This window comes from Mesorhizobium norvegicum, from assembly GCF_004919685.1.
GTDB lineage: Bacteria > Pseudomonadota > Alphaproteobacteria > Rhizobiales > Rhizobiaceae > Mesorhizobium > Mesorhizobium norvegicum.
Map to the genome: position 1 here is coordinate 79,443 of NZ_SMYZ01000086.1, position 24,122 is coordinate 103,564.

Below are 24,122 nucleotides of genomic sequence, written 5' to 3' on the forward strand. Positions count from 1 at the left end.
GCGCTGGATAACGACGAATGGGCATCGATACCTTCTGGCTGGTGACGCACTGCGCTGAGACTCGACGTCTCACTTGACCGGCCAAGGAACGACGGCCCGTCATCCGAAGGTGGCGGGTTTTTGTAGCTCGCCGTCGAGGACGCCAGGTGCCCCCGGTCGGGCGGCCCAGCAGATAGAAAATAAGTGACTGCTAAAATTATCGTCATGCATTTAATGGCGGCGTAATGTAGCCAGAACAATCTTGGTCCGACTGGCAACTTCCTGTCTAGCGCTAATTTCTAAAGAAACAAAATGACGCCGCGCACCAAGCGTATTCTGGGCAAGTCACTAGTCGTGACGATAATTGCAGTCGTCGCGACCTTCGGCCTGTCGTTTACGGCCAGACTTGCGTTGCACATGCCGATCGACTGGCTGAGTTGGGTGGAATGTACGTTCATTCCCATTCTGATCGGAATGCCAGTCAGTGCCTACATTTTCGCCCAATCGGAAACGATCCAGGAGACTTGTGATAAGCTGGAGAAGTCACATACGGCCCTGAAAGAGGCGCACGACAGGCTGACCTTCGTAACCAGCCATGACCCGATGACGGGGCTTCTTAGTCGCGGTGAATTCATCGCAAGGATGGACCGGAAACGCGATGAACGAGAATGCGATACGCTTCTCCTGATCGATCCAGATCACTTTTCCTCAATCAATGACCAGCACGGGCATTCCAAGGGTGACGAGGCATTGGTTCGGATCGCAAAGGCGCTCGTCTATATGACGCGCCCTGGTGACTCAATTGGCCGCCTTGGTGGGGAAGAGTTTGGGGTCCTGCTGCGAGACGTTCGCAAAGAGCAGGCGACTACCAATGCGGAGAACATACGTCGGCATATCGAGGGGATCCCCTGGGTAAAAGGGCAACAAGACGACGTAAAGGTGACTGTCAGCATCGGTGGTGCAGAAATCCCTTGCGAAGCAGATGCTCAGGATGCCCTCCGCGCTGCGGGACGGTGCGTTTTTGAAGCGAAACAAAGTGGGCGGAACCGCGTTTCGTTCGACCATTAACCGGCCAAATTGCTAGACATTGCAGGCTGAAAAACACGGCCCGGTTTTGGATGGCCGGCAGCCCAAGTATGAATACCCCTCAATCAAGTGGGGCTGCTAACTGGGGTATATAGCAAGTGACTACTCGTGAGTTTCCATGCTTGGTCACGATCGCAGTACTCTAACGTCCCGATCAACTACGCACGCTACTGCCTATTAAATTCGTTTGCAGGATGTCCAGAATGGCGAGAAACTACCGCTGAATTCCAAGGCTGTCTTAGAGGAATTCCAACTTCTCGACCGCAAAAGGCGCTTCCGATCCCGGATCGCCAAAGGGAGAAGGCAATGGCCCAAGACCAAGGCAAGCCGACAGGACCGGATCTGCTTCAGGGCATTGCGCTTGCGGACCTTCCTGACGGCGGCAAGCTGGTCGGCCACTGCGGCGACGACCAGGTGCTGATCGTGCGCCGCGGAACCGAGGTGTTCGCGGTCAGCGCGACATGCACGCATTACGGCGGGCCGCTCGTCGACGGCCTTGTGACGGATGATGCCGTCCGCTGCCCCTGGCACCATGCGTGCTTCGATCTGCGAACGGGCGAAGCGTTGCACGCTCCTGCCTTCAATCCTCTTGCCTGCTGGGCGGTCGAACAGCGGGATGGCCGGATATTCGTCGGCGAGAAACGCAAACGGACGGCTCCGAAACCACGCTCCGGGGGCTCCCGCCAGGTCCCCGAGAATATCGTTATCGTAGGCGGCGGCGCGGCAGGGTTCGCAGCGGCCGAAATGCTGCGGCGCGAGCAGTTCCAGGGCGGCATCATCATGCTCAGCGACGACCAATCGCCACCCGTCGACCGACCGAACCTCTCCAAGGACTACCTCGCCGGAAAGGCGCCGGAGGACTGGATTCCGCTCCGCGGGGAGAAATTCTATTCCAAGAACAACATCGACCTGCGTCTCGCCATGAAAGCCGTGCACGTCGACACCCGGTCGCGAGAGGTCGTCCTCGCGGATGAAGGCAGGGTTCCTTACGACAGGCTACTGCTTGCGACCGGGGCCGAACCTGTCCGCCTGGCCATCCCCGGCACCGACCTGCCGCACGTCCACACGCTGCGCTCGTTCGCAGACTGCAAGGCTATCATCGAGCGAGCCGCCACCGCACGCCGCGCGATCGTGCTTGGCGCCAGTTTCATTGGGCTCGAAGTTGCGGCGGCTCTGCGTGCACGCGATATCGAGGTTCATGTCGTGGCGCCGGACAAACGGCCCATGGAGCGCGTCCTGGGTCCGCAGATGGGTGACTTCATCCGCGCATTACATGAAGAGCATGGCGTCGTATTCCATCTGGAGGAAACGGCGAGCAGCATCGACGGCAGGAAGGCTGAACTCAGCAGCGGCGTCACCCTGTCGGCGGATTTAGTCGTCGTCGGCATCGGCGTACGGCCGCGGATCGTGCTTGCCGAAGCGTCGGGGCTGGTCGTTGACCGCGGCGTCGTCGTGAACGCTTTTCTGGAAACGAGCGTGACAGGCGTCTTCGCGGCCGGCGACATTGCGCGGTGGCTAGATCCTCACAGTGGCGAGAACATTCGGGTCGAACATTGGGTGGTTGCCGAGAGGCAGGGGCAGACAGCGGCGCTCAACATGCTTGGACATCGCGAGAAATTCGTCGCTGTCCCGTTCTTCTGGAGCCAGCATTATGACGTCCCGATCAACTACGTCGGCCATGCCGAGCGATGGGACGAGATCGAGACAGAGGGCAACATCGCCGCCAGGGACTGTCTGCTGCGATTCAAGCGCGAGGGACGCACACTGGCTGCGGCCTCGATTTTCCGGGATGTCGAAAGCCTTGAGGCCGAGGTGGCCATGGAGCACTGGACTTCGGCCTAATGCCGCAAGAGAGCAGCAAGCGGAGCAGATCCAGGATGCCCGAAGGATGTTGATCGTAAAAACGGGGTCCCCGGCACGTGCCCGAAAGGGCAGGGAAAGGTTGACGCGACGCCAATCGCTGACCGTCTCACGATCGTCGATCACATCGGCGAACTCGAAGACGCCAGGTACAGTCAGAACCCGCGAAGGATGGAGCCGAACAAGAACTCGATCACGCCATGGGTCGGTCACACGACCGCACCAATCAGCGTAACAACCGACTTCCACACGTGCCACCCCTAGGGTCCAATGGCGCGGCCTCACTGGGGCCTGTCATGACGTACGCGTGGGCGAGGGGACGTGATCTACCCAATGTGTGATGAGGTTCCAGCGGCCTTGATCAATTCGTCCTCGTCCCTCACTCCAAGTTGGTAAGCGACAACTATTTCCTCCGCTATGATTTCCGCCACCAACGAATGGTCATCTACCAGACGCTGACAACATGCCACGTCGAACGCACGACTCAATAGGGCCAACTCCTTGGCACTCAGGATGCCGCATTTTAGTGCTTTGGGCGCCGAGTGAATCCGACGTGCAAGAAGCGCCGCCGCAAAAGGCGGGGCTTCTTCCTGTTCAGGTTCGCCTTTGAGTGGGCTCTCGGTCAGTTGCAGAAAGCTACTTTTTGACGGGTGCCTTGCGAGCTTTCGCCACACGCGGCTCTACGGCCGCCGCGGTCGTCTTCATTGGTGCTGCACGCGCGGCACGTTTTGGGCTTTCTGCCACGGCTAGTGTCATCGCCGGCTTGCGCCCTAGCCCTATTGATTTCGCCAGGGCGGAGCGGGCAGCCGCGTAACTCGCCGTTACCATCGGATAATCTGAGGGCAGGTTCCATTTCTGCCGGTACTCGTCGGGGCTTAGATTGTGCGTTGCAATGTGGCGCTTCAGGGATTTGAACTTCTTTCCGTCTTCCAGGCAGATGATGTAATCCGGCGTCACCGACTTCCTGATCGACACCGCCGGTTCCGGCTTGACTGGGGCCGGGGCCAGAGGCGTGCCGAAGCGTTGCAGGGCGGCATGGATATCGCCGATCAGCTTCGGCAACTCGCCGGGCGGCAACGGATTGTTCGAGACATAGGCGGAGACGATGTCTGCAGCGATCGATACGAGATCGGTCTGGTCGTCTTTCTCGGGAGAAACGATCATGGAGTTTTCCTCTTATGGGGCACACTGAACACGTGTGATTTGCCTGTTTCGTCGATCAAGCAAACAATTCGTGATCCCTCAGCAATCCTTATTCTTTGCGAATATCAAGCCGGCAAGCTTCGCTTCCACGCTTTGGTCGGCTGCGGCGGGAATTCCGAACAGCACTTGAGGTACCGAAGTGGTAATGCGTGGCTGTTTTAGCTGAAGCGGAGCGTCGCCTGCAAACTGGCTTTCGAGAGTTCAAACGGCCTTAGGAATGATCACTTCGGGTCCACTAACGATCCGGAGCTTCCCGAGGTCGGGCTTTCGGCTTGAGCGGTGGGATGAATTTCGCGCGGAAGCCCATCTCGGGACGCTTTTCGAACGCGGTCGTCCGGTCAGACTGACTCCTCCTCTGATATTCAGAAAGAACGACTTTTGCCCGAGGACGAGAAGGCTCTTGTGAAGCGCCTGGCATCGGCCGGGGATGCTCGTCGCCGGCGTGCGTCGATCTCAGGATGCCGCGAGCATTCGCGGGCTGCTTAAAAACTTCATGATCCCATGTGCACTCATCGGTCGGCTGAGCGCATAGCCTTGCAAGATGTCGCAGCCCAAATCCTTGAGGATCTTGGCCTGCTGCATTGTCTCCACACCTTCGGCGATGACTTCCACCCCCAAGGACCTGCCAATCTGCACAATCGATTGTACGACCTCTCGCTGCTGGGCTGACTCGGCGATTGGACTAATTAGCTGGCGTGCGATTTTCAGCCGTTGCGGTTGAAGTTTGAGCAAGCTGACAATCGACGCGTGGCCGGTGCCGAAATCGTCAATTTCGATGTCGATTCCAAGTTCCTTGATCTGGTTGACGTTCCAGACCATGAGCTCATCGTTGTCGTCGAGGAAGATTGACTCTAGAAGCTCGAACGAAACGGTCCCTGGTTTTATTGAAAGTGACGTCAGGCTGTTGATCAGTTCCTCGTCCTGTAACCGTTTCGCGGAGACGTTCACCGAAGCGCGCGGAACCAGCAGCCCGGCCCTCTGCCACTGATCAAAGTCGTGGAGAGTTTGTTCGAGTACCAGTCGGTCAATAATCGAAACGACATTCAACTCTTCCGCAATCTTCAGGAACCCGGCTGGCGTCTGAAGACCATCGGTCGGATGGTTCCAGCGCGCCAGCGCCTCAACGCCGGCGACCTCTAACGTTTTCGCGTCGAACTGCAGCTGGTAGTGCGGAACAAATTCGTTGCGTTCCAACCCGCCGAGGATCTCATCGGCGACCCGTTTGGTCCGAACGATCTCAGACTGGAGATCTTCGGTGAAGAACTCATACCGATTACGTCCGCGGCTCTTGGCTCGGTAGAGGGCTATGTCCGCGTTGACCATCAGGCGTGGGCCGTCGATGGGCCCCTCCACATCGACCGCGATGCCGATGCTGACCCCGATACGACATTGGTGGTCCTTATAGGGAACAGGCTCTCGCAATCGCTGTATGATACGCTCGGCCAACTGCTTGAGTTGGCCTATTGAGATGTCGTTTCTGCAGACGACGACAAACTCATCGCCTCCGACTCGGGCAACGAAATCTGCTGGCCGAATAGTCGATGTTAGCACATTCGCGGTATGGATCAGCACGGCGTCGCCGACGGCATGGCCGAGTGTGTCATTGATCTGCTTAAAACGATCAAGATCAAGATGCAGAAGCGCGGCGCCGCTGCCAGCCGTTGACCCCGTGGCGGCGTGACTATCGAGCATGGTGTCGAGGTTGCGGCGGTTTGGAAGGCCGGTCAGCGTATCGTGAAGCGCTGTATGCTCATTGCGCGCCGTCGCCGCCTCGAGCTCAGCATGCCTCGTTTCGGCGAGGTCCTTTGCCTGTTCCAACTCCCGCGTCAGGGCCACATCCGCCGTCACGTCCCATTCCGCTCCAACCATTTTGTGGTCGATACCGTCCTTGTAACTCTTGGCGCGCGCGCGGAGGTGTCGAACACCTCCGTCGAGAAGTATTACGCGATATTCGGAAGAGTATATGCCGGTGGCGACCCCCTGCACGAAATCCCGCTTAGCCTGCTCAAGATCGTCGGGGTGGATCGATCTTGACCACTCCTCGAAGGTCCTCGGTTCGCCATCCGCCGGCTTTCCATAGATTTCGTTCAGGCGGTCGTCCCAGTATATGATGTCCGAGTCGAGATCCTGTTCCCAGACGCCAATCTGCGAGGCACTAAGCGCAAGTTCCAGCCTCTCCGAAAGCTGTGCAAGCCGTCGTTCGCTGCGGCGCAGATCGGTGTAATGCTTATGCCGTTGCTCGAAAAGCCGCCCTGCAATGACAATCGGAACCACGACCAGAGCGCCGCCGATGAGCATTGCCAATCGCAAAATCCAGGCATTACGGGGCGTGGCATTCCAACCAGCCTTGGGAATAGCGGAAATCTGCCACGATCCTGTTGGCAACCGCACCTCGGCCGTGACGGGATTGTCTTCCATCACGTGCGCGGGGCCGTAAAATCGCGCGCCGCTTTGGCCCAGAGCGTCCTTGCCGGTCAGAGCGATCTCGATCGGCAATTTCTTGTCTAGAAGACCGCTGTCCTCGTACAGTTTCTGAATGTCGATTACGGCGGCCACGATGCCCCAGAACGTCTCGGTCGGCCGATCACGGTCAAGGAAGACAGGGAATCTCCCGATAAATGCCTGACCTCCTTGTTTGAGCTCCACGGGACCAGCCAAAACCAATTGTTTGGTATCGCGTGCCCGAAGTACAGCTTCACGCTGCTTTTCATCCTTGCGAAAATCCAGCCCAACAGCCTTTTCATTGCCTTCCATCGGATACATCAACGAGATGACCAGGCCGGGGGCAGCGGCAATGTTTCTGAGGTGTGTTTTCTCGCGAAAGAGGCTCTCTGCCAGCTTGGCAAAGCGGGCTTGGCTCATATTCGGTTCGGTAACGATCGTTGCGATGAGACCACGCGCCAGTTGAAGGTCTCCATTGACATTGCCCTCGAGATTGGCGCGGACGAGGTTCATCTCCTTCGCAACGTCAACGCGCAATGCCTGTTCGGCAACAATGCTGCTTTGATGGTCGGCAAAAAGTCCCGCGATCAACAGCACGACAACGGCTATCGCCGCCGGAAGACTGGTCCAGGCCATCACGGTCCGGAAGCGCTGATGAAGTGCAAATGGCATGGTGGGCTCTCGGTCGGCCTAACTTCCGATTGGTGCAGGATATAGGAGCAGACTTAATCGAATCTTGGTGCCCCTATTCAAAATTTAGAAAAGGCGCATAGAGAGACCCTCGCTTATCTGGCAGTCCGGATGATCCATGAGGAAAGCGCGTCGGCACTTGTTTTGCGGTGCGTGAGACCTTTTCAACGGCATCCGCCAAGAACAGTCATTCGGTTTCGTGGTTCTATGCCCGCGTTGGCTTGCTTACGGCATTCGGCGGCGGTGAAGCTGAACTTGCTTGAACCTTAAGTCCGGCGCGTCAATGCCTGAAGAGGCGCCGGGCTTACGACCGGCATATCGCGGCCGAGCACCTTGTCGAGCTGGAGCCAACGGAGAAGCCAGCGGATCAGCGTCCGCTCGCCTTCGATGGTCAGGTTCCTATCTTTCATTTCACGCCGGCACTGCGCCAGGCGAAATACGCCGACCTTCTCCCGGAATACAACAATGTGGCCTATCGCGAAGGCCGTGCGCGGCTCGTTGACGGCGGCGTCGAGGTAGATGGACAGCGTCTCAGCTCGGAGCGCATCATAATTGCGACGGGCGCGCGGCCCGCGCTGCCCGATATTCCTGGCATTGCGGAAGTCGCAGCTCTCGACAGCACAACCGCATTGTCGCTGAAGGAACTGCCGCGTTCGATGGTCGTAATTGGCGGCGGCTACACCGGAGCCGAACTCGCCCAGACCTTCGCACGCGTTGGCGTCGCAGTGACGCTCGTCTTCCGCAGCCGGCTTCTGCCCGAGGCTGAGCCGGAGATCGGGCAGGCGCTGGCGGCCTATCTGGCCAATGAAGGGATCTCGGTCGTGAGTGGCGTGACCTCCGAGTCTGTCCGGAAAACCGATGATGGCGGTGTGATGCTCGCGATTATCCGGAACGGCCGCCCGGACGTATTGACCGCCGGACGGATACTCGTAGCGACGGGGCGAACGCCGAACACTGAGGACCTCGGACTTGCCGAGGCGGAGGTTGCGCAGACATCCTCCGGCGCAATCGTCGTCGACGATCGTATGCGCACCTCGAAGACAGGCGTCTATGCTGCCGGCGACGTGACGGGGAAGGACCAGTTCGTCTATATGGCGGCTTATGGCGCGAAACTTGCGGCCAGGAATGCTCTGAACGGCAACAGCCTCCGCTATGACAACGGCGCAATGCCGGCCGTGGTTTTTACTGATCCGCAGGTAGCGAGCGTCGGTTTGACAGAGGCGCAAGCCCGTGGCGCCGGGCATGCCGTGCGGACCTCGGTGCTTTCGCTCGACAATTTGCCGCGCGCTCGCGGCCCGCGATACAGGGGGGCTGATCAAGCTCGTCGCGGACGGGACAACCCGCAAGCTGCTGGGCGCGCATATTCTCGCACCTGAGGGTGCCGACAGCATCCAGACCGCAACGCTGACTATCTGCTGCGGTCTCACGATCGATGATCTGGCGGAGACGGTCTTCCCATACCTCACGACCGTCGAGGGCCTGAAGCTCGCGGCTCAGGCGTTCGACAGGGATGTGAGCAAACTGTCCTGCTGCGCCAGGTAACGGCGACAGCTGGTGTCAAAGGCCTCCAGTCGCTGACGGGCTGAGCAAAGGACCGCATTCTTCGGCAGATGAACGACTATCGCGCGACCTCATACTGGATACTGGATGGTGCTGGCGGATGTAACAGTGAGCCTTCTGTGACGAATACCTAATTTTCGGATCATGTCTGCCGCCTTGGCATTAAACGGCGACGGGCAACCGCCAACGGCACAACACGCATTCCACTCTCACGGACCAAAAGTTGCATCAACACAGGAGGAAGTAATGAACGTTATGAAACTCGCAGGTCTGGTCTGCCTCATCGGTCTTTCGGCGACACCCGTCCTGGCCGACGACGCAATGGGCACGATGTCGATGATGAAGGGCGGCGAAGTCGTCGCCATAATGCCGGACGGCCACATGGGAACGATGATGATGAAGTCCGGCGACAAGATGATGGGCGAGATGATGAAGATGTCGAAGCCCCTCGATCATTGTTTCATGATGATGACCGGAGCAGACGGCAAGACCTATGTGGTCGACACGTCTACGCCAGAGGCCAAGAAAGCTTGCGAAAAGACGGCGATGTAGCACCCGATCCACGCCGAAGCCGTCTGTGGTCGACGGCTTCGACGGCGGAAGGCGCTGGTCCAATCACAGCTTTCGCGCGGAAGGATTCCACATCAGAAGTTGCCAGCCGGCAGGATCGCAGGCTGGGGGAGTTTGTCATCCTGGCTCGGCATGCCCGATGACGCGAACGATGTCCGGATGCCGGATGCGTGTTTCGCGCTCGAGTGTATCGACATTGTCGTGAACCGTCTGGACATCCAGCGCCGGGTCCGCATGGCAATGATAGGTGACGACAAGGCCCGCGGATGTCTGCCGCACGCGGACGTCATGGATGTCCCGGATCGTAGCGCTCGTCGCGGCGACGGCGTCGATCGACACAGCGATCGCCGCGATGACCGCGGCGGGCGCATCCTCTCCAGCCAGATGTGACACCGCGAGCGGCTCGATGTGAGTCTCGACTTCGACGTCGGCGCCGAGTTCGTCCCGGATCGCCGCCTCGAATTTCGAGGCAACGGCATGAGCCGCAAGGAGAGTCATCCGGCCGTCGACCTCGATATCGAGCCCAATGGATAACCGATCGCCGATGTCCTGGACGGTGATATGGTGGACAGGCAGGCGGCGCTTGGCAGCGGTGAGCATGATCCGGTCCAGCACCGTCTCGTTGTCTGGCCCAGGTTGGACTGGAGCAGCCAGGACCTCGCCGAGCAACTGGCTGCCGTTCGGCTTCGCCAAGGCCGCCTCCTTGGGCGAATGGATGCGCTTGGTTTCGATCTGCGGGCCGAAGCCGTTCTGCAGACATTGACCGAAGATGTCCTCAAATCCAGTGAGATCGAAGGTGAGGTACTCGACAAGGAGCAAGTTCGCTCCTCCATTGCCCGTCGTCTCGGCATCGATATTGGTGCTCTCGCGCCTGTCGATCGCCGCATTGAATGCGTCGTCGAGATGATGCTCGACGCTACCCAGAATTATACAACCCCGCTGACCGATGAACGGCTATTCGCCTGGCATGCCGCGCTGTTTCCGACCGGGCGTAGCGGCATGACGAAGATCATTGTCGGCGCCTGGCGCAACGAGAGCTCCGGGTCCCATGCAGGTGGTCTCCGGTCCGATCGGACGCGAGAAAGTGCATTACGAGGCGCTCGCCGGGAGATGGGCTTCGACGCCTGGCGAGTTTGCCCTTACAGTGAATCGGGGAAGGAGGCCCGGCAGACGATCGAGGGGTGCAGCCGGGCCTGACCGGCGTCTTGCGGAACCGGCTGACACATACTTGCAGTGTCGAACCGCAAACGCATACTTGCCTGGCACGGTCACTCACGCGTCTGTGCCTCAAAGACCAGAGTGATTTTATGCGACTTGGTAACGGCCTGTTCAGCGCCAAGGGCTAAACAAGGAATATGACGCCGCGCACCAAACGTATTCTGGGCAAATCCTTAGTCGTGACCGTAATTGCAGTCGTCGCGACCTTCGGTCTGTCATTTACGGCGAGAGTTGCGCTGCAGATGCCAATCGACTGGCTGAGTTGGGTGGAATGCACCCTCATCCCCATTTTCATTGGAATGCCCGTCGCTTCCTACATCTTCAACCAATCCGAAACGATCCAGGATACATGTGACAAGTTGGAGAAGTCGCATACAGCCCTCAAAGAGGCGCACGACAGGCTGACCTTTGTAACCAGCCACGACCAGATGACGGGGCTCCTCAGCCGCGGTGAATTCATCGCTAGGATGGACAGAAGGCGCGACGAAGGAGAATACGACACGCTTCTCCTGATCGATCCGGATCACTTCTCCTCAATCAATGACGAGCACGGACATTCCAAGGGTGACGAGACTTTGCTTCGGGTTGCAAAGGCGCTCGTCTATACGACCCGCCCCGGTGACTCAATTGGCCGCCTTGGTGGCGAAGAGTTTGGGGTCTTGCTGCGAGACTTGCGCAAAGACCGGGCGATTACTATTGCGGAGAACATTCGTCGGCATATCGAGGGGCTTCCCTGGATCAAAGGGCAACAAGACGGCGTGAAGGTGACTGTCAGCATCGGTGGTGCAGAAATCCCTCGCGATGCAGATACTCAGGATGTCCTACGCGCTGCGTGGCGGTGCCTTTTTGAAGCGAAACAACGGGGGCGGAACCGCGTTTCGTTCGACTATCAGTCATCTAGGTCGCAAGGTTTGGTGAGCGAAACACCCAGCAGATAAATAGGCCTACCGTTGCCAATAAGTAGCGCCTAGCAGACCAAAAGCGATAGGCAGACGAGTTATATGGCACGTGCACGCCAGTAGCTTCAGGCGATTCCTTTAGCCTTCCTGTCGCTCAAGTCCAGGTTATTGAGTTCATACAGTATGTCGTCGGCCTCTAGCAGCTTCAGGCCAACCAACAGAACGCCGTCGAGAATCGCCGGCTGCCCCGTGAACATGTCGATGATCGACCAGGTCCCGCTATGTTCTCGCTGCATGTTGTAGCGCTTGGTGATCTTGGTCATTGTCTGCGCCCTGGCTGATCTCGCCCCATAAAGATCCAATGGCACCGCATCGAAAGCACGGAACGGGCCGGGAGGCGTTCAAGACATTTTATGGCGTTGTGCCCGGTGCCTACGACCACACCGGGCCTAGTTTGCCAAACGAGAGTGTCATCAAACGCCCAGCCCGGCAAAATTACTCGGTCGTTTGTAAAGAAACCATAAAGGCGGTAGCGCTCCCGGTTGCAGGTAGGAGCGAAGCGAGACCACCTGCATTCGTTGTTTTCGATGATCCCGGCCTCGCTTTCGGGCGCTTGACCCGCCTACGGCACCCGCTTTGCCAGGCTTACCCCCAGCGCATGGCGCCTTGGCTTCCAGCCATACCGGCGCCTCGAAACGCTAGGCCTATTAACCGGTCATTCACCATACCGCTATAAGCTTCTCAACGCTGCGGCTGTGTTTGTGTACCGCAGTGCCCTGGCGGCAAGACGATGTTGCTAGCGGGCCTAGGTCGTATTCTAGGAATTCTCGCCATACCGGCATTCCAGGGCGTTGGCAATTCGCTCGCAGAGCAGCTCACCCATGCCGATTTTTAGGTGAAGACGGACGCGACTTCCTTGCGCATCAACCAATGTCACTACAACGCCTAGATCCGTGTATTCAGCAACGTTGAGAACGTCGTTGACAATGAAGTCGGGCGCTTCTCCGGCCGCCTCGGAAATGTCATTCACAGCTCTCTCCTCAATCAACACCGATCGTCAATGGGCGGCTTGCCGGGGGGCCTTAATCGTTGGCCTTCGGCGAAGTGCTCCGCGGCGGCCTGGTTCTCAAACGTCTGCAGGATTACCCTTGCCTCCTTCGGCAATCTGAACCGTCCACGTCCCCTATTTGACTCGCACGCCATCTGTTCTCGCCGGCCACAATTCCGGTCCCCATGTCACAATCGCTGAAATGAAATAGGGCACACGCTAAGCACGACCAGACAAGCGGTTGATCGGGGGGCGAATTTTGAATCGACACACTGGCGTTGGAGCATCTCTTGGCGGATTGATCAGCCCGCCATCCAGGGTCGAAGAGATCACCCCAAGGGTGAAGCGCTAGATCCAGCCTAGGCGGACCTATCCATGACGACGGCCAACAAGGCTGCTCGGGTAGAGGATTGCTTTGCCGATCTTGAGGAACGAGGGCCGATGCGCGTGCAACGCCAGTTGCGAAGCGTCCCTTTGCCCAGCTGTCCGCGGTAGCGAGCGATGACTTCTTCAGGAGTGAGGTGGTTCGGGTCAGACACGGGCGCAATAGATAGCAGGAATATGCAACAGCTTGTTGCACATCTGTGGCCCTCAGATCGACATCTTGCGGAGAATGCAGGCGGCAATCTCCGCATTTGTGCGGAATATCTCTTGCGCTTGCGGAGAATGAATTCCTAAATCTGCGAGCAAACCCGACTGGCCACGGTTCCAATGGGGGCCACGACGTGCTCGCGGCGCCGCGGCGGTGCGCCACAACCAGGGCCGGTATTGCTTGTTTGAGTAGCAGAGAGGTGACGAACGCTGCCGATCTTGATCGCTCTCCCAAAACAAATTTCTGGCAGCTCTAACATTAGCAAAGGCAATAGCTCGCAGGATCGGGCGTTGGCGCCGATTTGACAAACACGGAAGGAGACCTGGCGCCTGGCCTGCTCAATTTGTCCAGAACTTCAACATATTTTAATAACTTCAACGTGACCTAGTCCTCGCTACGTCATTGAGGATTGCTGTGAACGAAAATCCAAATATGCACATGTTGGCTCTTCAGAACGAAATTCTGGAGGCTATTGCTACGGGCATGCAGTTCGACGCTGTCGCGGAACTCTTGTGCCGCCGCGCCGAGGGGCTTGCCCCGACCGCAATCTGTTCAATCCTGTCTGTCGGCGTCGACGGGCGTTTGCATCCCGTCGCCGCCCCAAGCCTTCCAAAACATTACTCCGATGCGTTGGAAGGTCTTGCGATTGGTCCGGGCGTCGGATCTTGCGGCACAGCGGCTTACTTCGGAAAACCAATTGAGGTCGTTGACATCTCCACCGATCCGTTGTGGACGCCGTTCACCGGATTGGCCCTTCCTCTTGGTCTGATGGCTTGCTGGTCAAGCCCCATTAAGGCCAGCGAGGGGCGTGTTGTTGCTACATTCGCCTTTTACTATCGCACGAAACGCGGTCCAAGCGATCTGGAGCGGCTGATCGTCCAAACCTGCGTCAATCTGTGCGCGATTGCCCTCGCGCAGATGGAAATCCAGAAGAAAAACCATCAACTGGCGTTCTACGACCAGCTCACGGGCTTGTCGAACCGACGCTGTTTCGACGATTTCATCAACCGCAAGCCACGTACCGGTTCGACATCCTTCGGGTTGATCCTGCTCGATATCGACCATCTCAAATTCATCAACGACACGATGGGACACATGGTGGGCGACGCCCTCATAAAGGAAGTCGCATCACGATTGCGATACGCGAAATTGGCTTTAGCCTGTCGTCTCGGAGGCGATGAATTCGCCATTGTCGTTGATCCATGTCCGGACCATACTGCCCTATCCGTCGTGGTGTCCGCCCTTCGCAACGCCATGAGGGAACCTTTCCATAGCGACGGAAACACGATCGTCCCTCAGGTAACGATGGGTGGCGTGGTGTACGGTATTGACGGTACGAATGCCGATTTGCTTCGTCAAAATGCAGACTTTGCCCTCTATCACGCCAAAGAGACGAACCGCGGCGGTTATATTCAATTCGAGCCCGGCCTTCGCACGGCAATCACCTGCCGGATAGAAACGATCAGAGATGTTGACCAGGCGCTCGCCGACAAGCGGGTCGTCGCTTATTATCAACCACTCGTTCGCCTCGACACCGGAGAAATCATCGGGCTCGAGGCGTTGGCTCGCATCAAAACGACCGACGGCCGTATTGTCGCGGCCGGCGACTTTGAGGCAGCGCTCTCGGATCGGGAAGTTGCCTGCCGTCTGACTGACAGCATACTCTCACAGATCGCGAACGACGTTCGATCCTGGATCGCGAACGGCATTCCATTCCAGCACGTCGGCATCAATTTGTCGGCCGCCGATTTCAGACGAAACGATCTTGAAACCCGTCTTTCGAAAGCCTTCGATGCAGCCAAAGTGTCATTGAAGCACGTTGTGCTCGAGGTCACCGAGACCGTGCTCATGGGCGATCCGGGCAACGACACGGTCCGAGCTGTGGAGCGTCTTCGAGAAAAAGGAATGCTTGTTGCGCTCGATGACTTTGGAACTGGATATGCGTCGCTGACGCATCTTCTCAGTTTTCCGGTCGACATCATCAAAATCGACAAGTCCTTCGTCGATCGCATGCTGATCGACCGTCCAAGCGAGGTGATTGTCGAAGCGCTGATCGACATTGCGCGAAAACTGGGCAAGAAAATTATCGCAGAAGGCATCGAGTGCTCTGCGCAGCATGAGCGTCTCCGCGAACTCGGCTGTACATTCGGTCAAGGCTTTCATTTTGCCCGACCCGCAGATGCTTTGACCACCACGCGTCTGCTACGAAGCTTTGCTCAAAAGCTGCCATTCGAGCCAGATCAGCGCCGTCAGACGGAACGCAACTTTCCCACCACGGCAATCGCATAGACGGAAGTGCCAGGACGGCTCTTGTCTCAGCGTCGACTGGGTCGTCACTCGCACACCCCCGATTTGCTACCTTTCCCTGCGGCGCCGTCCCATCGCCTCGGCCATGAAGTCGCTCAGGCCGCCGACATTGTCTTCGATCGCCTTGACCGTGAGCCCCTTCGCCACCGCGTCTTGGCCGCACCTCTTGGCGAGACGCGCAGCGATCGGGGCAGCGGGCCGCCTTCCGCGTTCCGCGGCTTGTCGAAGATGTTGTCGTCGATCCATTTCTCAAGAAAGTTCGAGGCGGCGATGGACATCTGCTTTCCCCTCTTCACAGCATGGTCGGCCGGCCTTCGATGAAACTGATGAAGGCGACTTCAAGGTCCCCAACCTCATCTTCCAGTCTGGCCACTTGGGGGGCGGCTGGGAATCTCTGCCGTGGAAGTCTATGCCGCCGTCTGTTCGGGTTGAGCCGGGAGACGGTCTCGAAGATGTGCCGTTTCTCGTTGCTGCCGGGCGGTCGGAAACGAAGCCGGTGACGAGGCCGAAGCTCGGTTCTCTGTTGCCTGTGATCGACGTGGTCCTGGAAGCAGACCGGACCCGTCCGATAAAGCAGCGTCATTCGGCGATACGGATTTTTAGGTGGCGCCGCGACGAGCACAGATTTGGTGGCGGCTACACGGTCGTGAAGGACTATGTGCGGATCGCGTGACGGGCGCGGAAAACCAAATGTCCGCTCTATGGCGCAATATCGGTCGTTCAGCAGGCCCGTCGGAAGTTGCAGAGACCCGAGATCGCGACCGCGTTGCGAGACGGGGACTAGATATTTCTTGCCCTCGCAATGACCCTGTGAGTGATGGGTTAGGGCTACTTTCTCCGCCGTCAGGCAGGGGGCGAGTGCAACTCGTAAGTACCTAACTTCAAACGAAAGATAGGTCGAAAGGTGTTCAAGGATGATCCATCGTGGCCGTGGGCACGGAGAGGGACTGTTGTGCACCAGAATATGGTGGATATAATAGTTAGATCTATCAGACACTTAACAGATCATGGGGAGAGAAGGGGTCGTTAACTGGGGCATGTATCTGGTGACCACTCGTGATCTTTCACGTTCCAGCATGGGGGAATTTACTCAGTACCCTGACGTCCCGATTAGCCACGGATTCCGAAACGCTCGTCGTCTCGATCGCAACGAACAGCCGGCATCTGTGTACGGAGCGGCCCCGCGTTCTGGTGCTACTTAGTTGACGTGCGTATCGAGTTCGTCGAGATCGCTTGGTGCGAGGGTATCGTCCTCCAGAAGGTTCCCCCAGGCCGACAGGTTGTCAGCCCGAAGCCGCGGAAGGTGAGCTCAGGCAAGCTGTCCGGCAGCCGTCTTCGGGTCTTCATCCTGGACCCTCATGGACTTCGTTCGATCCAACGTACGCCGTCACCTCAAAAACCGGCGCCATCTCTGCGGGTTATGGCCCTGCGACTTGGGCGGCGCACCGCCCGCCCGGCCCGGATTTGACGTGCGACCCTTTCGCTGCAAAGATATATTAACGATTTGTTTACCAAGCGTCAGTCACCGCTGGGATTGGGGGGAATTTGAAACCGTTTCTGGGTGCAAACCGCCTCAACTGGGATGATCGGGCCGAACTGCATTCGACCGACACAACGGGTAGCTACCAGATCGAAAATGTGCTGGCAGGCGGATCCAATCTCTATGAACTGGAAACGAGCGAGGTCGGTGATATTGTCGGCAAGGATATCGTCCATTTGCAATGTCATATCGGGCTCGACACGATCAGCTTGAAGAATCTCGGCGCGGGCAGCGTGACCGGCCTCGACTTTTCACCGACGGCGATCGCAGCTGCGCGCGATTTCGCCGCGAAGGCAGGCACTGATGTGCGCTTCGTGGAAGCGCCACTATTCGAGGCAGTCGAAGCGCTCGGCCGGACCTTTGACATCGCTTACGTTACCTGGGGTTCGGTAAACTGGCTGGACGACGTGTTCCGCTGGGCGCGGGTTGTTGCCGATCTCCTGCGACCCGGCGGCCGGCTCTATATGGCCGAGGGCCATCCGTTGATGTTCCAGTGTGATCGCAAGGCCGCGGCGCTGGAGTTCAAACACGACTGGCGAACGCCAATAGCTCGGCCACTCGCCTGGAACGAGGAACTGACCTACACCGGCGACGACCGCATCTTGAAACATCCTCGCTATTATGAGTGGATTCATCCGATCAGTGACGTGGTGAACGCGCTGATTTCAGCGGGGCTGACGCTGGATTTTCTGAATGAGCATGACACGGTTTCGTGGCAACACTTTTCATTTGCAGTAAGGGCCGGCAAGGATATGTACGGCTTGCCAAAGAACTCTCCCAAGATACCAATGGCCTATTCCATAGGCGCGACGAAGCGTAGTGTCGGCAAGGTGCCATACCTTGTCGCTCCCAAGGTGATCGAGGGACACTAGCAGCGACTGAATCGGCCCTTAATGTTGAGCTACAGTCAATCGAGTTTCGCACCGTCATCGCTCTGTCAATGTTCATGACGATGCCTGGCGCTTCGAGTCCACCACCCTACGGTTCGATGCGAGCCACGGCCCTCGGTCTCCGGCGAGTAGAGGTTTCCTAAAGGGCAGCCCCCCAGTCGCTCCAATGCTCACCGCTAGCCGGTGGACCGGCTGGAAACGGCATGGTCTCCGAGGCTGAGAGCTGCTCGAGCGCTGAATGCCGATGGCGGCGAGCCCATCCTGGCCGTTCCGGCGCGGACGGTGGTGTCGACACTGTAACCGGAGACAATGGCCGTAAGCAGCGCGAAGATGTCAAGTGAAGCCGGCGGCTAGTTCCAACGACTCCGGCGGCGACCCGAGAACGACATCAACGGTCGGACAGTGCAAAGTTTTCAGGACTGTGAAGTTCAAAATTAATTAATGAAAGCTAATGTTCCATCGTCAGCTAGACCCGAGAACTTGAATAGCACTTGAGGAAACGCCTATTGGCTCTTTTCGGCGCCCGGTTCGGCGATATAAAGACAGCCATTTTTTCGTCGGCAAATATTCCGGCGGCGGTGGCGGTTTTAGTTATTGCCATCAGCGCAGCGTATGCGGACCATCAGAACAAAATCGTCTCGGACCAAGCCGCCCGTGCTGATGTCCTGGCCAAAGTCAATCTCATCCGCGCCAAGCTCGAAGGGAACATCAACGGAAACCTTCAACTCGTGCGTGGACTGGTCGCGACAGTCGTGACTGAACCATACATGGGACAGCAGCGCTTTGCCTCGCTCGCAAGCAATCTGTTTGGTGACGACTCGCAATTGCGCAATATTGCAGGTGCGCCCGATCTGGTCGTCTCCTTGATGTACCCGCTAAAGGGCAACGAGAAAGCGGTTGGGCTCGACTACCGCAAGGACGATCGGCAGCGTGAGGCCGCGCTACGAGCGCGAGACGAGCGCAAGCTGATTCTTGCCGGTCCCGTCGACCTGAAGCAGGGAGGCCAAGGCTTCATCGGTCGTTTTCCGGTTTTCGTGCCGAGTGCGGGCAACACTGAAAGATTCTGGGGCATCATTTCCGCCGTTGTGGATGTGCAGCGCCTCTACAAGGCGAGCGGCCTGTTTGACGATGATCTCGGGATTGACGTCGCGCTCATCGGAGAAGACGCCCTCGGCCCAAGCGGAGATCAATTCTTCGGCGATGTGGGCGTCCGCAAAAGCAATCCAGTGACGGCCGAAGTTCTGCTGCCGTCCGGTTCGTGGCAGATCGCAGCCATTCCCAAAAACGGTTGGTCTTCGACGTCCAACAACGCGTGGTTCTTGCGCGCGATCATGGCGGCGGCCGGGGCGCTGGTTGTGATCCCATTCCTGGTCACAGGTCGTCTGATTGGCGAGAGGCAGCGCAACTATGCGGAACTGCGTCGACTGTCGAGACGCCTGGAACTCGCTCTGGAGGCGTCGACCATTGGCGTTTGGGAACACGATCTCGCGACCAATGACCTTACGTGGGATGCCCGCGTCAATGAAATATTCGGCAAACCACCCGAGGGGCGCCGCGGATACTCAGACTGGGCGGGCGCGATCCACCCGCTGGATTTGGCTGGCGCCCATGCAGATTTCGACAGCGCCGTGGCCAGCCGCGGATCATACTCGTCAGAGTATCGGATTATTCGTCCGGATGGTGAGATTCGCCATATCCGATCCAAGGCGACCATATACCAAGTCGGGAACGACACGCCCAAAATGATTGGCGCGGAATGGGATGTGACAGCCGATGTCCTGCTACACAACGATCTGGTTCGCGCAAAGCAGCTATCCGAGTCGAAAAATGCAGAACTCGAATTGGCCAAGGCGCGCATAGAGCACATTGCGCTTCACGATTCGCTGACCGGTTTGCCCAATCGGCGTTACCTCGACCAGGTACTGGAAGAGTACGCAGCAAACGCCAGGCGCGACGGCGGTTATGCGGCGCTGCTTCACATCGATCTGGATCGGTTCAAGCACATCAATGATACGCTTGGCCACGCCGCGGGTGACGCAATGCTGGTTCACGCGTCAAATATCCTCCGATCCGTGGTCGACGATGGCGGATTCGTTGCTCGAATCGGAGGAGACGAATTCGTCGTACTGTGCACGGTGCATGACGATATCAAGCAGCTGGCGCTGCTGGCTGACCGCGTTATCAGCCAGATGAGCGAACCCGTTTACTACCAGGGCCACCGATGCCGTTTTGGGGTTAGCGTGGGAATTGCAGTCGACAACGGAAAAGGCGTCGAAGCCAAGCACCTGCTGGTGAACGCCGACATCGCGCTTTACCGAGCAAAGAGCCGTGGGCGCAATCGACATGAATTCTTTACTGAGGCGATGCAAAGCGAAATCGTCGACACAAAGCGGATTGCCGACGAAATTCTTGGCGGCCTTGAGCGCAAGGAGTTCATTGCCTTCTACCAGCCCCAATTTGACGCAAAGACGCTCGAAATTGTTGGAGTTGAGGCCTTGGCGCGGTGGAGACATCCAGAGAAGGGTATTTTGGTGCCCGATGTCTTCCTAAGTATCGCGGAAGAACTGAATGTCCTCTCGACGATTGACCGAATCATATTGAAGCAATCGCTTTCGGATTTCAAAGAATGGTTTGCCGACGATCTTCGTATTCCACGGGTATCAGTCAACGTTTCGGCGCGACGCCTTCAAGATGATGAACTCATAAAGAGCCTGACGGAATTAAATATCAAGAAAGGAACTGTTTCTTTCGAGCTTGTCGAATCTATATTCCTTGACAAGAATGATGATTTGGTTACTTGGAATGTCGAGCAGATCAAGCAACTCGGCATCGATATAGAGATAGATGATTTTGGTACGGGCTACGCCTCCATAGTCAGCCTGCTCAAGCTGCAGCCTCGCCGACTGAAGATAGATAGGCAACTGGTCATCCCAATTGTCAAATCGCCGCAACGAAGGCAGGTTGTCTCGTCGATCATTGAAATCGGCAAGTCCTTGGGTATCGAAGTCATAGCGGAAGGCGTTGAGACGATGGAGCACGCACGGGTACTCAACGGCCTGGGCTGCGACATACTGCAGGGGTATGCCTTTGGGCATGCGCTGGATTCCAACGGCTTAAAGGCCTTTGTTCGCTCTCGGCGCTTGCGCGCGGCCAGCTAAGTGTCAGGCCGGCGTTTGACTGGCACGATTGGGTCGGCTGAGAGCGTTCTTCGTACCCCGCCCTGCCGGGAGCAACGCGATAGAAGACGACAGCCGCTCGGACGCTGATGATCGAAATCACTAAATTGCCCACATCGCCTTGATGTTGGCGTTGAAATATTTTGCGGCCAATGTAAACACGATCCAATCCCGAAATAAGATCTTACATGCCCGACGTGTCATAGTTAATAGACAGCGCTTTGTTTGGGTTCTTAAATGACTTTGTCATCAGCCATTGAACGGGCGCTGGCACTTGAAAGCGCTCATCATTTTCCCGCCCCAGCGGGAGCCCAATTATATACTTGACATAGCTAACTCCTAGGAGGATAAATGAATCCAAGGAGTTAGACCGATGAACCTCACCGCAACCATGTTCCACGACAACGACGCAGCCCGCGAGCACCTTGAAGCAATCCGCTGGGCCGATGGCGTCTATTGCCCGCATTGCGGCAACACGGATGGTGAGACAATCCGCAAGCTCGCTGGCAAGTCCACGCGTCCCGGCCTGTTTCAGTGCAACGCTTGCCGGGAACATTTCACCGTGACCGTTGGCACCGTTATGGAACGCTCGAAGATCCCGCTCTGCAAATGGGTTCTCGGCTTCCATCTCTACGCTTCGTCCAAGAAAGGCATGAGCGCGCACCAGCTGCACCGTATGCTTGGCGTCACCTACAAGACCGCTTGGTTCATGGCGCACCGCATCCGCGAAGCCATGAAGGAAGACGTGAAGTCGTCTGGTCCACTTGGCGGCGAAGGCAAGATCGTAGAAGCCGACGAGACCTATTTCGGGCCGAAGGACAGGGTTGTGAAGCGCACCATTCGCGGCAAGCCCTCCAACTCGTCCAAGCGTTCTATCGTGGCGCTGGTCGAACGTGGCGGCTCTGTCCGTTCCTTCCATGTCGAGCGTGCCACGAAGGCGTCTGTCCGCGACGTGCTGGTCCGCAATGCCGACCGCAAATCGACGCTCATGACCGACGAGTCCAACTTCTACCCGATCACCGGACAGGAGTTCGCCGACCACGCTACGGTCAAGCACACTGGAGGCGAATACGTTCGCTATGAGGCCGACCGCATCGTCCACACGAACACCATCGAAAACGTGTTCTCAGTCTTCAAGCGCGGCATGGTCGGCGTCTATCAGCATTGCGGCGAGGCTCACTTGCACCGCTACTTGGCCGAGTTCGATTTCCGCTACAATCGCCGCGCCGCCCTTGGCGTTACCGATAGCGAGCGGTCAGACGATTTGATCCGGGGCACGTCAGGCAAACGCCTGACCTATCAACAAACTGACGAAACCGCTTACGCTTAAGCAGAAAGCGGCGGCATTCATGCACTGGCGGAAACGTCAGCGCTTTCGATCCGAAGATTGACTCTTCTTGTCCTTTGGCTTCCCCTTCGTCTCGTGCTTGGACGGAGGGGTTTTCAATGCACGGCGCAACGCATCATCGCGACGTTTGGCGACTACGCTGTCTGGTTCCTGGGTTTCGTGCGTTTTCGCGTTCTCGGACATGAAGACCACCAAACAGTTTCCTATGGGCTACAAGAGCCTTTCACCGCTGAAAAACTTCAGCGACACCCAGCTTCAGCAAATCGGAAGCGTAGCGATACTCTACAACGAGACTGAGGCACTATTGCACCAAATGGTCGGCGATTGCATCGCCTATCCAGCGTCGAAACTGGAAATCACAAGCCGAATAAACGGCACCGATGGTCTCAAGGAAATCCTTCTTTCCGCGCTCGGCGCCACCGAAAACGATCCAAAGATGATTGCTCTATACCAAGCGACCTTAGGCGGATTTTCCGAAGGCAAGCAGTTTCGCGACGCCGTGGTTCACTCGACAATCTGGGACAACAAATACCGAATTGGAAAGCTACGCGGTCGACGGGGCAAGGTGGACAACGTCTTGCTTTCTGAGGAAGCCTTGGGATGGCTTGTGCGCTACCTTTCGGCTCTATTTGAAGAGATGAAAGCCATGTTATGGCTGATCCAGTTCCCGATTATGTACAAAACCAAAATTAGGTTCGGCGGCCATCCAAGCGGTCTAACCAAATCACAGTCCGAACCAGATTTTCAAGAAGCGATTTCTCAACTCCGACAACGTCAGACTGATCGGCAATCTCTGCTGCCACCTCCAAAATTCGATGATCAAGCGCCATATCTCGCAACGTCGGCAGGGAAGCTTCCGCATTGGGCGATAAAGTCGCCAAGATAGAATCCAATGTCTCGGTCATAGGAACTTTCCTAAATTCCGTGACGTGCCGGCCTGTCGCTAAAATCGATAGCAGCAAGATTCGGCTATGTCACGTATATAATTAGGAATATGTTCCTTATTTCAGCGTGATCTGGAGCAACAAAGGACCATGGCTCGGCGTCAATCGCGCTGGCCGGCGAAGCTATGGCAAAGACAGCGGAAGACAATTTTCGGATCGAGGTCTGGGATCGCGAGGAGCAGGCTTTGTCAGAGACCATTTCGCGCTCCCCCGATTCAACCGTGAGCCAGGCGGCCTGGCAGGCCGCCATCCGGCGCCGGCCGGGCATGTTGCTGATCCACTACAACAGTCGGCATGTGATGGAGAAAATCCTGACGCCGGGCGAGGTGAAGATACCGCCCCAGACCATCATCGATGGCAGTGTCCATGCCGGCCTCGATGTGGCGCTCGGCGATCTTCGCGAGTGGCATGTGTTACGGGCCTGGTGCAGATCCTGCTCGCACCATGCAACGGTAAAACCCGCCGGGCTCATCCAGCGCTATGGAAAAGGCGCTCTGTTCAGCTCGGTCGAGCGCGCGCTTTTCTGCACGAGTTGTGACAGGGGCGGGCCTGTCCGGCTAGAAATTCACAAGCTGCCACGCAATTGAGGAGAGCCGAAGCGAGCAAGACCTGATTGATTCCTTCAGGCAAACTCTCCGCTCTATCGGCCAATCCTATCGTCGCCGATCAGCGGCGAGACTGTCGAGAACGGGAAATGCGCGCGAACGATGCCGGCCGCATCCATATCCTGAATGCAAACCATGCGGACCGCCGCGGACGGGGACAGTCGG

16 protein-coding genes and 3 pseudogenes are annotated in these 24,122 nt (G+C 57.5%); 13 read left to right on the top strand and 6 right to left on the bottom strand.

Translation table 11 applies throughout. The features are described from left to right. The first annotated feature begins 291 nt into the window (after window positions 1–291). Both FCU66_RS32310 and FCU66_RS32315 read left to right on the top strand, forming a co-directional pair. Entirely contained in the window at window positions 292–1,047 is a 756-nt protein-coding gene (locus FCU66_RS32310; protein WP_136617764.1) for a GGDEF domain-containing protein, read from the top strand. A gap of 324 nt (window positions 1,048–1,371) precedes the next feature. Beyond that, window positions 1,372–2,907, top strand: a complete 1,536-nt coding sequence (locus FCU66_RS32315) for an FAD-dependent oxidoreductase (RefSeq protein WP_136617827.1) — start codon at window positions 1,372–1,374, stop codon at window positions 2,905–2,907. A 654-nt stretch (window positions 2,908–3,561) separates the two neighbouring features. Here the strand turns inward: FCU66_RS32315 and FCU66_RS32320 are convergent. Together FCU66_RS32320 and FCU66_RS32325 are read right to left on the bottom strand one after the other, a co-directional pair. Continuing rightward, complete coding sequence (locus FCU66_RS32320; protein ID WP_136617763.1) at window positions 3,562–4,089, bottom strand: Ros/MucR family transcriptional regulator; 528 nt, start codon at window positions 4,087–4,089, stop codon at window positions 3,562–3,564. A 492-nt stretch (window positions 4,090–4,581) separates the two neighbouring features. Beyond that, on the bottom strand, window positions 4,582–7,242 hold the full coding sequence (locus FCU66_RS32325; protein WP_136617762.1) for a bifunctional diguanylate cyclase/phosphodiesterase: 2,661 nt from the start codon (window positions 7,240–7,242) through the stop codon (window positions 4,582–4,584). Between the two features lie 485 nt (window positions 7,243–7,727). On the opposite strand from FCU66_RS32325, the pseudogene FCU66_RS32330 reads away from it, so the two are divergent. Both FCU66_RS32330 and FCU66_RS32335 read left to right on the top strand, forming a co-directional pair. Further along, window positions 7,728–8,802: pseudogene (locus FCU66_RS32330) on the top strand (dihydrolipoyl dehydrogenase family protein). A gap of 264 nt (window positions 8,803–9,066) precedes the next feature. After that, the gene (locus FCU66_RS32335; RefSeq protein WP_136617761.1) at window positions 9,067–9,372 is read left to right on the top strand and encodes a hypothetical protein; all 306 of its coding nucleotides are present in this window, start codon (window positions 9,067–9,069) and stop codon (window positions 9,370–9,372) included. Between the two features lie 135 nt (window positions 9,373–9,507). Here the strand turns inward: FCU66_RS32335 and FCU66_RS32340 are convergent, their stop codons facing one another. Continuing rightward, window positions 9,508–10,083: a cation transporter dimerization domain-containing protein gene (locus tag FCU66_RS32340; protein ID WP_246094124.1), complete on the bottom strand. Its 576-nt coding sequence runs from the start codon at window positions 10,081–10,083 to the stop codon at window positions 9,508–9,510. Here FCU66_RS32340 and FCU66_RS32345 point away from each other — a divergent pair. Together FCU66_RS32345 and FCU66_RS32350 are read left to right on the top strand one after the other, a co-directional pair. Further along, the gene (locus FCU66_RS32345; protein ID WP_342778230.1) at window positions 10,027–10,587 is read left to right on the top strand and encodes a DUF4172 domain-containing protein; all 561 of its coding nucleotides are present in this window, start codon (window positions 10,027–10,029) and stop codon (window positions 10,585–10,587) included. The two genes, FCU66_RS32340 and FCU66_RS32345, sit on opposite strands and share 57 nt — an antisense overlap. A 158-nt stretch (window positions 10,588–10,745) precedes the next feature. Beyond that, window positions 10,746–11,546: a GGDEF domain-containing protein gene (locus tag FCU66_RS32350; protein WP_136617759.1), complete on the top strand. Its 801-nt coding sequence runs from the start codon at window positions 10,746–10,748 to the stop codon at window positions 11,544–11,546. 86 nt (window positions 11,547–11,632) lie between these two features. On the opposite strand, the gene FCU66_RS32355 is transcribed toward FCU66_RS32350, so the two are convergent. The 3 genes and pseudogenes from FCU66_RS32355 to FCU66_RS42345 all read right to left on the bottom strand — a co-directional run. Then, window positions 11,633–11,830 (bottom strand): hypothetical protein, encoded by a 198-nt coding sequence (locus FCU66_RS32355; RefSeq protein WP_246094125.1) that lies wholly within the window; start codon window positions 11,828–11,830, stop codon window positions 11,633–11,635. Between the two features lie 494 nt (window positions 11,831–12,324). Beyond that, window positions 12,325–12,537, bottom strand: coding sequence for a hypothetical protein (locus FCU66_RS32360; protein WP_136617758.1), 213 nt, complete (start codon window positions 12,535–12,537; stop codon window positions 12,325–12,327). A gap of 417 nt (window positions 12,538–12,954) precedes the next feature. Continuing rightward, a pseudogene (locus tag FCU66_RS42345) lies at window positions 12,955–13,094 on the bottom strand (helix-turn-helix domain-containing protein); the annotation flags it as partial. 467 nt (window positions 13,095–13,561) lie between these two features. On the opposite strand from FCU66_RS42345, the gene FCU66_RS32365 reads away from it, so the two are divergent. The 7 genes and pseudogenes from FCU66_RS32365 to FCU66_RS32395 all read left to right on the top strand — a co-directional run bounded on the left by FCU66_RS32365 (window position 13,562) and on the right by FCU66_RS32395 (window position 23,939). Beyond that, a complete protein-coding gene (locus FCU66_RS32365) occupies window positions 13,562–15,436 on the top strand; it encodes a bifunctional diguanylate cyclase/phosphodiesterase (RefSeq protein WP_246094126.1) in 1,875 nt (624 codons plus the stop codon). A gap of 434 nt (window positions 15,437–15,870) precedes the next feature. Beyond that, window positions 15,871–16,121: pseudogene (locus FCU66_RS32370) on the top strand (IS21 family transposase); the annotation flags it as partial. Between the two features lie 878 nt (window positions 16,122–16,999). Beyond that, window positions 17,000–17,866, top strand: coding sequence for a class I SAM-dependent methyltransferase (locus FCU66_RS32375; protein WP_136617756.1), 867 nt, complete (start codon window positions 17,000–17,002; stop codon window positions 17,864–17,866). Between the two features lie 524 nt (window positions 17,867–18,390). Continuing rightward, entirely contained in the window at window positions 18,391–21,042 is a 2,652-nt protein-coding gene (locus FCU66_RS32380; protein WP_425462879.1) for a bifunctional diguanylate cyclase/phosphodiesterase, read from the top strand. Between the two features lie 391 nt (window positions 21,043–21,433). After that, window positions 21,434–22,390, top strand: a complete 957-nt coding sequence (locus FCU66_RS32385) for an IS1595 family transposase (protein ID WP_136617755.1) — start codon at window positions 21,434–21,436, stop codon at window positions 22,388–22,390. Between the two features lie 199 nt (window positions 22,391–22,589). Further along, a complete protein-coding gene (locus FCU66_RS32390) occupies window positions 22,590–23,294 on the top strand; it encodes a hypothetical protein (RefSeq protein ID WP_136617754.1) in 705 nt (234 codons plus the stop codon). A gap of 183 nt (window positions 23,295–23,477) precedes the next feature. Continuing rightward, entirely contained in the window at window positions 23,478–23,939 is a 462-nt protein-coding gene (locus FCU66_RS32395; RefSeq protein WP_136617753.1) for a hypothetical protein, read from the top strand. The last annotated feature ends 183 nt before the right edge of the window (window positions 23,940–24,122 follow it).

Excerpts from the sequence above, each read along its gene's own strand:
- FCU66_RS32385 (WP_136617755.1), top strand. The coding sequence starts at position 21,434 with ATGAACCTCACCGCAACCATGTTCCACGACAACGACGCAGCCCGCGAG.
- FCU66_RS32315 (WP_136617827.1), top strand. The coding sequence starts at position 1,372 with ATGGCCCAAGACCAAGGCAAGCCGACAGGACCGGATCTGCTTCAGGGC.
- FCU66_RS32350 (WP_136617759.1), top strand. The coding sequence starts at position 10,746 with ATGACGCCGCGCACCAAACGTATTCTGGGCAAATCCTTAGTCGTGACC.
- FCU66_RS32335 (WP_136617761.1), top strand. The coding sequence starts at position 9,067 with ATGAACGTTATGAAACTCGCAGGTCTGGTCTGCCTCATCGGTCTTTCG.
- FCU66_RS32390 (WP_136617754.1), top strand. The coding sequence starts at position 22,590 with ATGAAGACCACCAAACAGTTTCCTATGGGCTACAAGAGCCTTTCACCG.
- FCU66_RS32320 (WP_136617763.1), bottom strand. The coding sequence starts at position 4,089 with ATGATCGTTTCTCCCGAGAAAGACGACCAGACCGATCTCGTATCGATC.
- FCU66_RS32395 (WP_136617753.1), top strand. The coding sequence starts at position 23,478 with ATGGCAAAGACAGCGGAAGACAATTTTCGGATCGAGGTCTGGGATCGC.
- FCU66_RS32355 (WP_246094125.1), bottom strand. The coding sequence starts at position 11,830 with ATGACCAAGATCACCAAGCGCTACAACATGCAGCGAGAACATAGCGGG.
- FCU66_RS32310 (WP_136617764.1), top strand. The coding sequence starts at position 292 with ATGACGCCGCGCACCAAGCGTATTCTGGGCAAGTCACTAGTCGTGACG.
- FCU66_RS32325 (WP_136617762.1), bottom strand. The coding sequence starts at position 7,242 with ATGCCATTTGCACTTCATCAGCGCTTCCGGACCGTGATGGCCTGGACC.